The 14,856-nt window shown below is 73.8% G+C and carries 11 protein-coding genes; 6 read left to right on the forward strand and 5 right to left on the reverse strand.

Going from position 1 to position 14,856, the window contains the following annotated elements; genetic code table 11:
- Window positions 1-58: 58 nt before the first annotated feature.
- Together ABT123_RS20215 and ABT123_RS20220 are read right to left on the reverse strand one after the other, a co-directional pair.
- Complete coding sequence (locus tag ABT123_RS20215; protein ID WP_351316265.1) at window positions 59-862, reverse strand: hypothetical protein; 804 nt, start codon at window positions 860-862, stop codon at window positions 59-61.
- Window positions 863-978: 116 nt separating this feature from the next.
- A complete protein-coding gene (locus ABT123_RS20220; protein WP_351316268.1) occupies window positions 979-2,340 on the reverse strand; it encodes an FAD-dependent oxidoreductase in 1,362 nt (453 codons plus the stop codon).
- 278 nt (window positions 2,341-2,618) lie between these two features.
- Between ABT123_RS20220 and ABT123_RS20225 the strand changes: the two genes are divergently transcribed.
- A complete protein-coding gene (locus tag ABT123_RS20225) occupies window positions 2,619-4,412 on the forward strand; it encodes a VanW family protein (RefSeq protein WP_351316271.1) in 1,794 nt (597 codons plus the stop codon).
- Window positions 4,413-4,473: 61 nt separating this feature from the next.
- On the opposite strand, the gene ABT123_RS20230 is transcribed toward ABT123_RS20225, so the two are convergent.
- A complete protein-coding gene (locus ABT123_RS20230; protein WP_351316275.1) occupies window positions 4,474-5,733 on the reverse strand; it encodes a serine hydrolase domain-containing protein in 1,260 nt (419 codons plus the stop codon).
- A gap of 438 nt (window positions 5,734-6,171) precedes the next feature.
- Here ABT123_RS20230 and ABT123_RS20235 point away from each other — a divergent pair, with 438 nt between their 5' ends.
- Window positions 6,172-7,473, forward strand: coding sequence for a cellulase family glycosylhydrolase (locus ABT123_RS20235; protein ID WP_502971000.1), 1,302 nt, complete (start codon window positions 6,172-6,174; stop codon window positions 7,471-7,473).
- 43 nt (window positions 7,474-7,516) lie between these two features.
- On the opposite strand, the gene ABT123_RS20240 is transcribed toward ABT123_RS20235, so the two are convergent.
- Window positions 7,517-9,358, reverse strand: a complete 1,842-nt coding sequence (locus ABT123_RS20240; RefSeq protein ID WP_351316280.1) for a hypothetical protein — start codon at window positions 9,356-9,358, stop codon at window positions 7,517-7,519.
- Between the two features lie 178 nt (window positions 9,359-9,536).
- On the opposite strand from ABT123_RS20240, the gene ABT123_RS20245 reads away from it, so the two are divergent.
- A complete protein-coding gene (locus ABT123_RS20245) occupies window positions 9,537-10,292 on the forward strand; it encodes a ricin-type beta-trefoil lectin domain protein (protein ID WP_351316282.1) in 756 nt (251 codons plus the stop codon).
- Window positions 10,293-10,323: 31 nt separating this feature from the next.
- On the opposite strand, the gene ABT123_RS20250 is transcribed toward ABT123_RS20245, so the two are convergent.
- Window positions 10,324-11,784, reverse strand: coding sequence for a hypothetical protein (locus tag ABT123_RS20250; RefSeq protein ID WP_351316285.1), 1,461 nt, complete (start codon window positions 11,782-11,784; stop codon window positions 10,324-10,326).
- Window positions 11,785-11,924: 140 nt separating this feature from the next.
- On the opposite strand from ABT123_RS20250, the gene ABT123_RS20255 reads away from it, so the two are divergent.
- The 3 genes from ABT123_RS20255 to ABT123_RS20265 are packed head-to-tail and all read left to right on the forward strand — an operon-like array spanning window position 11,925 to window position 14,853.
- On the forward strand, window positions 11,925-12,371 hold the full coding sequence (locus ABT123_RS20255; protein ID WP_351316288.1) for an SRPBCC family protein: 447 nt from the start codon (window positions 11,925-11,927) through the stop codon (window positions 12,369-12,371).
- Window positions 12,368-13,669, forward strand: coding sequence for an MFS transporter (locus ABT123_RS20260; protein WP_351316291.1), 1,302 nt, complete (start codon window positions 12,368-12,370; stop codon window positions 13,667-13,669). The genes ABT123_RS20255 and ABT123_RS20260 overlap by 4 nt, the downstream gene beginning before the upstream one ends.
- Complete coding sequence (locus ABT123_RS20265; protein ID WP_351316294.1) at window positions 13,666-14,853, forward strand: anhydro-N-acetylmuramic acid kinase; 1,188 nt, start codon at window positions 13,666-13,668, stop codon at window positions 14,851-14,853. Before ABT123_RS20260 ends, ABT123_RS20265 begins: the two co-directional genes overlap by 4 nt.
- Window positions 14,854-14,856 lie beyond the last annotated feature (3 nt).

The following is a 14,856-nucleotide window of genomic DNA, read 5'->3' on the forward strand; positions in this document are numbered from 1 at the left end:
GAGTGGAACCCCGGTCGACCGGCAGATGTTTGCATCTGCACATATCCATGCGGAGTGTCTACGGGGTGCCGGCCGGGCCGAGCCAGACGATGCCCAGCGCGACGATCAGACAGACCAGCGAGCCGAGGGCGGCGACGAGGGCGGTCCGCAGCCGCGAGCCAATGGAGCCGACCGCCCGGTTCCGCTTCGCCTGGTACCAGGCGAGCAGCTTCTCGTCCGTCCCGACGTCCTCGCCCTTGCCGACGCGCAGCCAGCCGAATGCGGCCCGGTACCCGGCCCCGATGGAGAGTGCGGCCAGCAGGGTGCCGACCGCGAAGACCACGAAGACGGCCACCCGGGCCCCGGCGGTCAGGCCCGCCACCGTGTCCTTGCCGGCCACCGTGCCGGCGATGGCGAAGAGCCCGTACAGGGCGGCGAGCCCCGGCAGCCACTTCTCGGCCACGGCGCGGGCGGAGGACAGTTCGACCGCGGCGGCTGCGGACAGTTCCGCGGCGGCCCGGCCGACCAGCGGATCGACCTGCGCGGACAGGTGCCAGCCGTCGCCCCGGGGCTCGACCGCCGCCAGCCACCAGCGCCCGCAGCCGGTCGTGGCGGCCGGCGGCCGGCCCGGATGGTCCACCGGGCAGGCGCAGCGGAACAGGCGGGTGGTGCGCCGCTCCGGCGGGAGCGCGTCGGCCGTGGATTCCGCTTCGACCGGAGCCTGCGGCGACACCGCCTCCGCGGTGCGGTGGCCGCAGGCCGGGCAGGGGCCCTCGGTGGCGTACCCGCCCTGTCCCGTGGACTGGACAATCCAGGCATCGAGCTGTTCCTGCCGGGCCGCCACCGGGGTGTCGCCCTGGTAGGCGATCGCCTGGGAGCTCATGCTCCGGATTGTCCGCGCCGGCCCGGGGGTGCGCAAAAGGGCCCGCCCCCGTCCGCGCAGGCGGGTGGGGGCGGGCCCTTCCGAGGTGGGGCGATGCCGATGGCGCGGGCGCGCGGTTACGCGCCGCTCGCCCTGAGCATCTCCTCGCGCTCGACGATCTTCACGCGCTCGCGGCCCTGCGGCTCGCCCAGGGCCTTCTCGGCCTCGTCCAGCCGGTACCAGCCCTCCCAGGTGGTGTGGCGGACGCCGCGCTCGGCGAGGAAGGCGTCGACGGCCTCCGGCGCCGGGGCGGCCGGGACGCGCAGGCGGCCGTGCGCGTGGTCGTCGAGCAGGTTCGCCACCGTCTCGTTCGCATCGCCCTTGGTGTGGCCGATCAGGCCGATCGGGCCGCGCCGGATCCAGCCCGTGACGTACGTGGACGCCAGGTGCCCGCCGGCTTCGACCACCCGGCCGCCCTCGTCCGGGACCGTGCCGGAATCGACGTCCCAGGGCAGCTTGGGCAGCTCCTCGGACAGGTAGCCCACCGCCCGGTAGACCGCCTGGACGTCCCAGTCCTGGAACTCGCCCGTGCCCGTGACGTTCCCGGTGCCGTCCAGCTGGGTGCGCTCGGTGCGCAGTCCGGTCACCCGGCCGTCCTCACCGAGGATCTCGGACGGGGACTCGAAGAAGTGCAGGAAGAGCTTGTGCGGCCGGTCGCCGATGTCGCGGATCGCCCAGTTCTCCAGGGTCTTGGCCACCATGTCGGCCTGCTTGTTGGAGCGGCGGGTGTCGATCGACCCGGCGTCGTAGTCGATGTCCTCGGGGTTGACGATGACCTCGATGGTGGGGGAGTGGTCCAGCTCCCGCAGCTCCATCGGGCTGAACTTGGCCTGGGCCGGGCCGCGGCGGCCGAAAACGTGGATCTCCTTGGCCCGGTTGGCCTGCAGACCCTCGTACACGTTCGGCGGGATCTCGGTCGGCAGCAGCTCGTCCGCGGTCTTCGCGAGGATGCGGGCCACATCGAGGGCGACGTTGCCGACGCCGAGGACGGCGACCTTCTCCGCCTCCAGGGGCCAGGTCCGCGGCACGTCCGGGTGGCCGTCGTACCAGGAGACGAAATCGGCCGCGCCGTACGAGCCGTCGAGCTCGGCGCCGGGGATCTTCAGGTCGCGGTCGGCGCTGGCACCGGTCGAGAAGATCACCGCGTCGTAGAACTCGTGGAGCTCGTCGAGGCTGATGTCGTTCGGGTAGTCGACGTTGCCGAAGAGCCGCACCTGGGGCTTGTCGAGGACCTGGTGCAGGGCGGTGATGATGCCCTTGATCCGCGGGTGGTCGGGGGCGACGCCGTACCGGATCAGCCCGAAGGGCGCGGGCATCCTCTCGAAGAGGTCTATGGACACGCCGGGGTCGGCGGCAGCCTCGGACTTCAGGAGCGCATCGGCGGCGTAGATGCCGGCGGGGCCGGCTCCGACGATGGCTACCCGGAGGGGGCGGGGCATGACAGGGTTCCCTTCGAGCGACGGCGTGGGCGAACGATCACCTTAAACTTAGGCGAGCCTAACTCGGTACCCGGCTCGATGTTATGACCCCATAAGTTGGACTTATGGGACACCCAAGGCCCCCTGATGTCTCACCTGTCATCTGTCGTGACGGCCATTACATTTCTCGCCCATTTCGCCCATTTTGGTGAATCATTCTGGGTGAACTGGTGCATACCTGGCCGCTCGGTCGGCCCGCGCCATCCGACCGGTCGGCGCCCCAGGGAGAGACACGACACATGGCACGCATACGCATCCACAGGCGCCGGGCTGTCCTGCCCGTCGCCGGCGGCACCCTGGCCCTGAGTCTGGGCGGCGTCTACCTCACCGGCCTGCTGCTGACCGGCGGACAGGTCGCCGAGGGCACCAAGGTCCGCGGAGTGGACATCGGCGGCATGAGCCGGGCCGAGGCGCAGGCGGAACTCGACCGCCGGCTCGGACCCGCCTTCGCGGCCCCCGTGGTCATGAAGATCGGCGACCGCACCGAGAAGGCCGACGCCGCCGCCCTCGGCCTCACCCTGGACACTGCCGCCACCGTCAAGAGCGCCGGCAGCGTGGGATCCGGCCCGGGCGCCGTCCTCGGCCGTATGTTCAGCTCCTCCGAGCGCGCGGTCGAGCCGGTGATCCGGATGGACGAGAACAAGGCCCGGGCCGCCCTGGACGGCATTGCCGCCGCCACCGAGCAGAAGGTCCGCGACGGGTCCATATCCTTCGAGAAGGGCCGCGCCAAGGCCGTGCAGCCGGTCACCGGCATCCGTCTGGCCCCGAACCAGGACCAGGCCCTGACCGCCCTCCGCGAGGCCTACTTCCGGGCCGATGCCGCGCCCGTGGTGCTGCCGGTGCAGCAGACCCCGCCGAAGATCGGCGCAGCGGAGACCGCGCGCGCCATGAAGGAGTTCGCCGAGCCGGCGATGTCCGGCCCGGTCACCGTCACCGTGGCCGGCCAGCGCATCCCGATCGGGCCCGCCGTACTCGACGGCCATCTGGAGATGAAGGCCGAGGGCAACCGCCTCGTTCCGGTCCTGGACGCCAAGGGCCTGCGCGCCGACCCCGCCGTCGCCCGCCCGCTGGAGCAGGCCCTCCCGAGCCCGCGGGACGCACGGCTCGGGGTCGACGCCGCCGGCCGGGTGCAGGTCGTCTCCGAGTCCCGCACGGGCGCCAAGGTCAGCGCGAAGGCCCTCGGCGACGCCGTCCGGCCCCTGCTGACCGGCACCGGGGCGGGCCGCACCGGAGCGGTCGCCACCGAGGCCGTCCAGCCCCGGATCACCAAGGAATCCGCAGCGGAGCTCGGCATCCGGGAGAAGGTCTCCTCCTTCACCGTCAACTTCCCCGCGGCCCCCTACCGCATCACCAACATCGGCCGTGCCGCGGAACTCATGAACGGCTCGGTCGTTCTCCCCGGGGAGGAATGGAGCTTCAACCGCACGGTGGGCGAACGCACCAAGGAGAACGGCTTCGTCGACGGCATCATGATCAACGACGGCCAGTACACCAAGTCCGCCGGCGGCGGCGTCTCGGCCGTGGCCACCACCATGTTCAACGCGATGTTCTTCGCAGGTGTGAAGCCCGTCGAGTACGGCGCCCACTCCTTCTACATCGAGCGCTACCCCGAAGGCCGGGAGGCCACCGTCGCCTGGGGCACCCTCGACCTGCGCTGGCTGAACGATTCCGGCCACGCCCTGTACGTTCAGGCCGAGGCCGACGACAACTCGGTGACGATCCGTCTGCTCGGCACGAAGAAGTACGACATCGAGGCGACCCTGGGGCCGCGCACCCAGATCAAGGAGCCCGGCAAGCGCACCGGAGTCCTGCCCAAGTGCGAGGTTCAGACGCCGCTGGAGGGCTTCGACGTCACCGTCGGCCGGATCTTCCGGCAGGACGGCCGCGAGGTGAAGCGCGAGAACTTCACCACCCACTACACCCCGCGCGACGAGGTCACCTGCACGCCGGCCGACGCACCGGCTCCGGCTCCGGCGGGCACGCCGAAGCCCGCGCCGAAGCCCGCGTCCCCGAGCACGCCGCCAGCGGCGTAGCCGGTACGGCGCGCCGCGGTCGCCCCCGTCACGGGGGCGACCGCGGCATGCTCAGGGGGTGTCAGCCGCGCTCCGGCAGGTCCGCCTCCGCCGGGGCCACCGCGAAGCCGCGGGCCGCGGCCGTGGCCTTGCCGCCCGCCGCGGCCGGCTTCTTGCCGCAGAACGCCGCCTCCAGCGTCCCGCCGAGCGCCGTGTTGGCCACGCCCCGGTTCGAGGTGTTCGCCAGCGCGGCCAGGCTGCGCCGGCCGTCCCGGGTGGTGAAGGCGTAGGTGTAGAAGCCCTGCACGGTCCCGGTGTGACCGTAGACCGAGGTGCCGCAGGACAGGTAGTAGCGGCGCAGACCCAGCCCGTAGAAACGGGTGTTGGTGGCGTCCGTGGGGGTCACCGTGGTCATGGCCTCCAGCATCCGCGGCGACAGCAGCCGGCCCCGGAGCAGCGCGGACATAAAGGTGTTCAGATCGGCCGGGTTCGAGATCATCGCCCCGGCGGACTGCGCCCAGGACACGGTCTGCTCGGTGGAGTCCACCAGCGGCGCGCCGGCCTCGTCGGGGTGCAGGTAACCGCGCACGTGCAGCCCCTTGATGCGCGTATCGGGGTGGACGTACGAGGTGTTCCGCAGCCCGAGCCGCTTGATGATGCGGCGGTCGTACTCCTTGGCCACCGGACGGCCGGTCAGCTTCTCGATGAGCATCCCGACCACCACGAAGTTGGTGTTCGAGTACTTGTACGCGGCCCCGGGCTCGGTCGTCCGCGGCTCCTTCAACGAGAGGTCCACCAGCTCCTGGTGGCTGAACACCCGGTTCCGTACCGCTTCGAACCCGGGCACGGTGTGCTCGAACATCGCCTCGGTGTAGTCCGCCAGCCCACTGCGGTGGCTCAGCAGATGGCGCACCGTGATCCGGTCGTCGGGCAGCAGTCCGGGCAGGTACCGGTTCACCGGGGCGTCGAGCTCCAGCTTGCCCTCGTCCACCAGCTGGAGCAGCACCACGGAGGAGAACGTCTTGGTGACGCTGCCGATCCGGAACCGGGCCTTGGTGTCCATGGCGGCGCCCGAGGTGCGGTCCCGGACGCCCTCCGTACGCGACTGGACCCAGCCGGGGCCGGTGAGCCGGGCCATCGCGCCCGGTGCTCCCTGGGCCATCGCGTCGCGCAACGCCCGGTCCACGCCCTCGAGATCGGGCGCGGGCGAAGGAGCCGCGGCGGGAGCGGTGGCGGGTGCCGCGGGCGCGGCGTGGGCGGTGGCGGCCGGTGCGAGACCGGCCACCAGGGCGGTGAGCAGGGTGGCACTGACGGCCAGGTGTCGTTGCGGCGACAGGGGCACGTTTCTTCCTCGACTCGTTCGGTGGCGGGCAGCCGGAGCGTGCGCGGTCCTCGACCGCGGGCCCGGGCGGCTGCACGCCCGGGCCCCACGGATCATGTCGCCTGGCGGCCCCGCCCGGTTCCCCGCCGCGACGGGTTCACCCGGTTCGGCATCAACAGGGTGACGTCGACGGTCTTGTGGCGGACCGTCGGACGCTGCTATTCCATTCCTGTCGTTAGGAAAGTTTCCTTACGATCACGTGTCACTCACTCACGGGATGGAGACATCGTGATACCCCCACGCCTCCGGCTGCCGGCCCTCGCCGTCGCCGGAACTCTCCTCGGCACCCTGCTCGTCGGCCTCGCCGAGACTTCCCCCGCCGCCGCCGCGGCCCCGGCCGCCGCCCCCGCCGCGGCCACCGTCCACGAGGCCGAAGCCGCCACCGTCTCCCAGGGCCTGGTGGAGTCCAACCACTCCGGCTACACCGGCAGCGGCTTCGTCAACTACGACAACACCACCGGCAGTTACGTCGAGTGGACGGTCAATGCAGCCGCCGCGGGCAATGCCACGCTCACCCTGCGCCACGCCAACGGCAGCACCGCCAACCGGCCGATGACGATCACCGTCAACGGCAGCACCGTCGCCGCCGGCAAGGCGTTCAACAGCACCGGCTCCTGGACCTCCTGGGCCACCACCGGCGTCACCGCATCCCTCAAGGCCGGCCCCAACACCATCCGGGCCACCGCCACCACCGCGGCCGGCGGCCCCAATGTCGACCACCTCACCGTCGACTCCGCCACCACCCCGCCCCAGCCGGGCACCACCCCCGTCGCCGTCAACGGCCAGCTGACCGTCTGCGGCACCAAACTCTGCAACCGGTACGGCAAACCGGTCCAGCTGCGCGGCATGAGTACCCACGGCACCCAGTGGTACGCCCAGTGCCTGACCGGCGGTTCGCTGGACGCCCTCGCCAAGGACTGGAACGCCGACGTGCTGCGCGTCTCCACCTACGTGCAGGAGGACGGCTACGAGACCGACCCGCAGAAGTTCACCAACCTCGCCCACTCCCTCATCGAAGCGGCCACCGCCCGCGGCATGTACGTCATCGTCGACTGGCACATGCTCGACCCGGGGGACCCGAACTACAACCTGGCGCGCGCCAAGACCTTCTTCACCGCGATCGCCAACCGCCACAAGGACAAGAACAACATCTTCTACGAGGTGGCCAACGAGCCCAGCGGCGTGGGCTGGTCCACCGTCAAGAGCTACGCCGAGAAGATCATCCCGGTGATCCGCGGCATCGACTCCAACGCCCCCGTCCTGGTCGGCACCCGCGCCTGGTCCTCGTTCGGAGTCTCCGAAGGAGCCAATGAGAGCGAGGTCGTCAACAACCAGGTGAACGCCGCCAACGTCCTCTACACCTTCCACTTCTACGCCGCCTCGCACCGCGAGGAGTACCTGGCCGCGCTCACCCGGGCCGCCGACCGGATCCCCGTGTTCGTCACCGAGTTCGGCACCCAGAACTACGCCGGCGAAGGGGCCAACGACTTCACCATGACGCAGAAGTACCTCGACCTGATGGCCGCCAAGAAGATCAGCTGGGTCAACTGGAACTTCTCCGACGACCACCGCTCCGGAGCGGTCTTCAAGGGCGGCACCTGCAACGCCAACGGCCCGTGGACCGGCACCGCCCCGCTGAAGCCGGCCGGCGTCTGGATCCGCGACCGCATCCGTACCCCCGACGCCTTCCCCACCGGCTGACCCGGCTGCCTCCGCCGGCCCGAGCCCGGCCCGGCGGAGGCGGTCACCGCCCGGGCGGTGCAGGCGGGGCGACGGCTCCCGGCAGTCGCCCCGCCACCAGCGACAGCCCCCGCCGCAGCCGGCGGAAGTAGGTGGCCCGGCTCAGGTGCAGCCGCCGGGCCACCTGGTGGTGGGTCCGGGCCCGCCCCAGGTAGTAGGCCTGGAGGATGGAGCCCGCCTCGGCATCCGCCCGGTCCTCCGCGTCCACCAGCTCCAGGACGATGCCCCGCAGCCACCCGCGCAGCCCCTCCGGTGAGCCGAACCCGGGGCAGGCCGCCAGCAGCGGGCTCTCCGCCAGCGCCGCGGTATCGCCGAGCCTGGTCAGCGCCCACGCCACCAGGGCGGCCGGGTCCAGCTCCCCGAACGGCCCGCCGGACGCCCCCGGAGCCAGCGCCCGCATCCACACCGGCAGTTCGGCCGCGTCGAAGCCATGGCTGTAGACCTCCGGCCGGCGCCCGCACCGGTAGACGTCGTCGCGGATCCCGCCGTGCGGCCGGAAGCTCAGGGTCCGCAGCAGCGCCTGGTACTCCGGGCTGGCCGTGGAGACCACCAGGTGCCCGGCCTCCACCGCCTGCCCCAGGATGTGCCGCAGGATCTGCGCGTGCACCACCGGATCCGTGCCGTACGCCGCGCCGAGGAACAGCCCGCCCGGCCGGCCCCCGGCCACCAGGCCGGCCGCGTGCTGCTGCAGCAGCGGCTCGATCCCGCCCTCCGTGCCCGCAGCGACGGGCACCAGCGCGGCCAGCCCCACCGGCCTGCCCTCGCGGTCCCGCGCCAGCCGGAACGAGCCCGGATCGTCCGCCAGCCAGCGCTCGGTGATCCGCGCGGAGCGCCGTACGTCGAATCCGCCGCGCACCGCCCATTCGTGCATCAGCCGGCCGATGTCCTCGGCCTCCGCCGGCCGCGCCGGGCCGATCCGCGCCTCCGGTTCCGCGGGCGGGAACAGGGTGCCGCGCAGCAGCGGCTCACCGGTCAGGAACAGCCCCTCCTCCACCAGCCCGGCCCGCTCCTCGGGCCCCGCCGTGGACCCGGCCAGCAGCTCCCGGCGGTAGTCGGCGGCCCGGACGCGTACCTGCGCATGCGCCTGCGGACGCCGCCACTGGTAGGCCAGCTCGAACAGGCTGCGGTACGGCTCCCGGACCACCAGCCCCAGCCGGTGGTGCCGGACCAGGCTCAGCCCGGCCAGCGCGGAGAACAGCCCGGGGCCGCCCGGCAGCAGCTGCTCGTCACCCGCCCGTACGGTCGCCAGCAGGCGCAGCGCGTGCCGCCAGTGCCGTCCCGGCCGCTCCCGCCCCAGCCGGTCCAGCACCTCGTCCGCCATCCGGTCGGCGACCGCGCCCGGCACCTCCGGATCGATCCCGGCGTGCAGGGCCAGACAGGCCAGCTCCGCCAGCAGGGGCACCCCGCCGGCCAGCCGCAGCACCAGGGCCAGTGCCGGCGGATCGGTGACACCCGCAGCCCGGGCCTGTGCCTCGACCGCGTCCGCGGGCCGGGGCCCGATCGTGACGGTGGCCGGGCCGAGCTCGCTCCACCCGGCAGCCGCCCGCAGCGGCAGCCGACTGACCAGCAGCACCGGGCGGCGCACCGGAGCGTCCCGCAGGGCTGCGGCCAATGCCGCCCGTTGCGCCGGGCCGTCCACCCCGTCGACCAGCAGCAGGCCGGCCGGCCGGGCGGCCTGCGCCACCAGCGCCGCAGGACTCCCGGCCGCGCCCGGGTCGACGGCGTCGGACACGGGCAGGCGCCGGGCCAGCCGGCTCTTTCCCAGCCCCAGCGCGCCGGTCAGGTTCACCAGGCCGGGCGCGGCCAGGGCAGCCCGCAGACGGGCGAGATCGTCGGTGCTCTCCACGGACCCGGGACGATACCCAGCGCGATCACTTCTCGTCACGGCCGGAACAGGCCGTTCGACGGCTTGAGTTGATACTCCGGTGAGACTTCGCGGGCGGGTTCCGTGGCTAGGGTCGGACACACCGCGGGCCCGGCGGTTCCACCCTTCCCGTTCCTGTGACTCCCTGAGAGGACCCCTCGTGAAGCTGGCCCGATGGCTGCCGACGGCAGCCGCCACCCTCCTCGCCGCCGCCACCCTCTTCGCCGGCCAGGCCACGGCCGCCCCCGCAGCCGCGCCCGCGGCGGTCACGGCGGTCACGGCCCCGGCCGCGGCCACCGCCGAGCCCACCGCCGCCAAGTACTTCGTCGGCCACGGCTACGGCCCCCTCAACATCGCCACCCAGGGCTCCTGGGACAGCGCCTACAGCCAGGCCATCGCGGAGGGCTACCAGACCTCCCGGTGCGCGCGCTCCGCCGGCCCGCACGCGATGCCCATCGGCGGAAACGGCTACTACCAGGTGGCCGTGGAGATCTACTGCGTGCCGGCGCCGCCCGCCGGCTCCGGACAGATCGTCGGCGTCCACTCCGGCAAGTGTCTCGACGTCAAGGGCGCTGGGCGGACCGACGGCACGCCCATCCAGATCTACAGCTGCAACGGCAGCGACGCGCAGGCCTGGAAGCTCGAGAGCGACGGCACGGTCCGCGCCCTCGGCCGGTGCATGGACGTGCAGTACGGCAAGACCGAGAACGGCTCGCACATCGGCCTGAACTCCTGCCACCAGGGCCTGAACCAGAAGTGGGAGCAGCTCCCCGGCGGCCTGCTGCGCAGCGTCCACTCCGGCAAGTGCCTGGACGCGCTGGGCTGGGCCACCGGCAACGGCGCCCGCGTCGGCATCTGGGACTGCACCCCCACCCACACCAACCAGCAGTGGATCGGCTCGGCTCTGGGCACCTGACCCAGACCGCACTGTGCTCGGCCCGCCGCCGTCAGCCTCCGGCCAGCTGGTCCCGCAGGCGGCGGGCCGCGCGTACCGACTGCGCCGAACCGGGGCGCTGCGCAAGGGCGGTGACCTCGGCGATCGGGCCGCGGGCCGCGCTGTGCCGGGCGCAGTCCGCGGCCAGGTCCAGCAGGGCCGGCGGGACCCGGCCGAGGGTGCCCGTCCGCAGCGCCGCCAGCAGCGGCGGCAGGGCCGCGGCCAGTACCGGCCACACGGCCGCGGCCCCGCCTGCGCCGAGGCCGCCCGGGGCGCCGGGGCCGCCCGAGCCGTCCGGGGCTCCGGGCGGGCCGGCCGCCGCGGCCAGCGAAGCGGTCACCACCGGCACCTTGACGGTGCCGAGCAGCGCCAGTTGGGCCATCTCCCGGCCCAGCAGTTCCCCGTCCAGCCGGCCGCGGGCCGCCAGGTGCAGCACCGCCCGTACCGCCGCCTCCCGGTCACCGGCGTGGGCCGAGGCCAGGCCGTAGGCCAGCGCCAGGTGGACGGCCGGCCCGGGCGGGCCCGCGCTGCCGGCGAGGGCGGGCAGGAACTCCGGCCCGCCCTCGCCGCCCTGGTCGGCGGCTGCCGCGACCTCGGTCAGCAGCCGCGCCGCCACGATCTCCGGATGCCAGGGCAGCGCAGCCGCCGCATGCCGCTCCCGGTGGTCGAGCAGCAGGTGGTTGCAGCCGATCAGCGGTTCGAACGGGCGGAACAACGGCCAGAACGTCCGGGGGAACTCACCGCGACCCTCCAGCGCTCCGGTACCCACCAGCACCCGCCGCCCCACCCGGGCCCCGCGCCGCCGGCTCGGCCGTTCCGGTGCCCCGGGCTCCTGCTCCCGGGACCACCCCGGCTGTGGCAGCCCGCCCGCCCGCAGCCACGCGGCCACCCGGGCCCCCTCCGGCAGGGTCAACTGCTCCGCCGCACGCACCACATCGGGATCGGCCGGACCGCCGCCGCAGCGCAGCAGCGCCTGCCCCAGATCGGCGGGCCCCGGCCGGACCCCGGCCTGCTCGTACTCGGTCAGGCGCATGACCAGGTCGTACGGGTCCAGCGCCCCGCTCTCCCGGCTTGCCGTGGCCAGCAGCATCGGCGGCGCGCCCCCGTGCCGCAGCCGCTCGCACAGCTCTTCGACCCGGCTGTTCAGGACCAGCCTCACCGCCTCGTGCTGGCAGGTCTCCAGCCACCGCCCGCGGCCGTCCCCCGCGGGCGGCTCCGGCACGACGAGTTCCGTGGCACTGCGCATCACGGTGAGCAGCCGCCGCCCCGCCTGCGACCGGGGCCGGAAGTGGCCGTACGGCTCCATGACCGGCCGCAGCGCCGCGCCGAGCCCCGCCCGGTCCCGGCCGCACCACCGGACCAGTGCCTCGAGCATCCCCTCGTACGCCACCACACTGTGACCGCCGCTACCGAGCAGCTCCGCGGCCTCCTCCGCGACCGCCCCGAGCGAATCCAGGGCCCCCACCCCGTCCATCCGTACCATCCCCGTGTTCCCGAGCTCCGTACCGCCCAGGCCGGGCGGCGCGCGAGACTAGCAGACCCTCCCGGGCCCGGACGCCGGGGTCTGGCATCCTGCACCCGGGCAGGGCACTGCCCCGGCAGCGAGGAGCGGGCATGGCAGGGCAGTTCGAGGCGACCGTCGAGATCGACCGGCCGGTCGAGGAGGTGTTCGAGTACCTGGCCGACGGCCGCAACGACCCCGAGTTCAGCCCGCGGGTGCAGCGGATCGAGAAGACCCCGGCCGGCCCGACGGCGGTCGGCACCGTCTTCCGGAGCACCGTGAAGGACGCCGGCATGACGACCCGCCGGGAGTTCCGCATCACCGCCCTCGAGCCGCCCCGGCTGATCCGCTGGGCCGAGGTGTCCAAGAACCTGGTGACGGCCACCGAGGGCGGCTACGACCTGGAGCCGCTCCCCGGCGACCGGACCCGGGTCCGGATCCACAACCTGCTCGAAGGCCACGGCATCGGCAAACTCCTCGTCGGCCTGGCACTCGCCGCCGCCCGCAGGGACGCCCCCGCGTTCGGCGCCCGGATCAAGGCGGCCGTCGAAGCCTCGTGACCCAGCCCGCGCTCCGCCCCGCGCCGCCGGCTTCCGTGCCGCCCCGGCGGGCGCTGGTCGCCGGATCGGTCGGCAACTTCGTCGAGTGGTACGAGTTCGGGGTCTACGGCTACTTCGCCACCGTCATCGCCGACCTGTTCTTCACCCCGGCCGACGGCGGCGGCGGCGGTCGGGCCGAGGCGCTGGCCGGGACGTACGCCGCGTTCGCGGTGGCCTTCTTCTTCCGGCCGGTCGGCGCCGTGCTCTTCGGCCGGCTGGGCGACCGGGTCGGGCGGCGGCCGGTGCTCCTGCTCGTCGTCGGCCTCATGACCCTCTCCACCACCCTGATCGGGCTGCTGCCCACCTACGCCACGGCCGGGGCGGCGGCGCCATGGATGCTGACCGCGCTGCGCGCCCTCCAGGGGCTCTCCGCGGGCGGGGAGTTCGGCGGCGCCGTCAGCCTGATGACCGAATGCGCACCCCCGGGCCGGCGGGGCCGGTACGGCGCCTGGCAGTCCTTCACCGTCGCCCTCGGCCTGCTCGCGGGCGCCGCCGTGGCCGCCGCTTCGGCCACCGTCCTCACCGAGGCCGCCCTGTACGACTGGGGATGGCGGATCCCGTTCCTCCTGACCCTCCCCCTCGGCCTGACCGCCCTCCACCTCCGCCTCACCCTCCCGGAAACCCCGGCGTTCCACCAGCCGAAGCCCACCGCCGCCCCGGTACCGGGGACCACCGTTCGTACCCTCCTCCTCGGGATCGGGAGGATCATGGGGTGGTCCGCCGCCGGGTACACCTTTCTCGTGGTGCTGCCCTCCTACCTTCAGGTCACCCTGCACGCCTCCTTCCGGCAGGCCCTGATCGCCACCGTGCTCGCCAACCTGGGCTTCGCCGCCACGATCCTGCCCGCCGGTGCGCTCAGCGACCGGATCGGCCGCCGGGCGGTCATGCTCTGCGGTGCCGGCCTCGTCGTCCTGCTCGCCCTGCCGCTCCTGCACCTGCTCCGGGACCCGGCCGCCGGCACCCCCGCCAAGGCCGCCGCCCTGCTGCTGGCCGGCGCGGTCGTCGGCCTGCTCGCCGGCCCCGGCCCGGCCATGCTCGCCGAGATGTTCCCGACCGCCGTCCGCTGCTCCGGCCTGGCCACCGCGTACGCCCTCTCCAACGCCGTGTTCGCCGGCTGCGCAGGCCTCCTCGTCACCGAACTCGTCCGCCGCACCGGCAACCCCGACGTGCCCGCCCTCTACGCCGCCTGCGCCTGCGCCCTGAGCATTCCCGCCCTGCTCACCCTGCACCCCGACGACCACCGGAGGCCCCTGCAATGAGAGTCGTCGGCCTGATGTCCGGAACCTCCTGCGACGCCATCGACGCCGCCGCAGCCGACCTGACCGTGGAGGGGCGCACCCTGCACCTCACCCCGCTCGGCATGGTCGGCGAACCGTACGACGCCGAGCTGACCGCGGCCCTGGTCGCGGCCCTCCCCCCGGCCGCGACCACCCTCGCGGAGGTGTGCCGCCTGGACACCCGTATCGGCCAGGCCTTCGCCCGGGTCGCGCTGCGCGCCGACCGCGAACTCTGCGGCGGCCGGGCCGGGCTGTTCGCCTCGCACGGCCAGACCGTCTACCACTGGGCCGACCGCGGCCGGGTCCACGGCACCCTCCAGATCGGCGAACCCGCCTGGATCGCCGAGGCCACCGGCCGGCCCGTGGTCGCCGGCTTCCGGCCCCGGGACATCACCGCCGGCGGCCAGGGCGCACCCCTGGTGAGCCTGATCGACCGGATGTGGCTGCGCGGCCGGCCCGGCACCCCGGCCGCACTCAACATCGGCGGCATCGCCAACCTCACCGTGCTGCCCCCGGCCGGCGACCCGGTGGCCTTCGACACCGGACCGGGCAACGCCCTGCTCGACGCCGCCGTACGGGAGCTCACCGACGGGCGGCTCGACCACGACGCCGACGGCGCACTCGCCGCCGCCGGCACCGTCCACGAACCCCTGCTGGCCCGCCTCCTCGCCGAGCCGTACTACGCGCTGCCCGCACCCAAGACCACCGGCAAGGAACTCTTCCACCACCGCCACCTGCACACCGCCCTCGCCCCCTTCGACCCCCTCCCGGCACCGGACCTGCTCGCCACCCTGACCCTCCTCACGGCCCGCACGGTCGCGGACGCGCTGCGCCCGCTGCGCGCCACCGAGGTCATCGCCTCCGGCGGCGGCACCCGCAACCCCGTCCTGATGGACATGCTCCGTACGGAACTCGGACCCGCCACCGCCCTGCACACCTCGGACGCGCTGGGCCTGCCCGCCGCCGCCAAGGAGGCCTACGCCTTCGCGGTGCTGGGCTTCCTCACCCTGCACGGCCTCCCGGGCAGCGCACCCGGCTGCACCGGTGCCGCCGGGCCGCGCATCCTCGGCTCGATCACTCCCGGCCACACCGCCCTGCGCCTGCCCGAGCCCCCGGCGGCCGGTCCGCCGGACACCCTCGTGGTGGGCCCCGGCCCCGCAGCCTGACGC

This window comes from Streptomyces sp. NPDC002054 (assembly GCF_040296685.1).
Classification (GTDB): Bacteria; Actinomycetota; Actinomycetes; order Streptomycetales; family Streptomycetaceae; genus Streptomyces.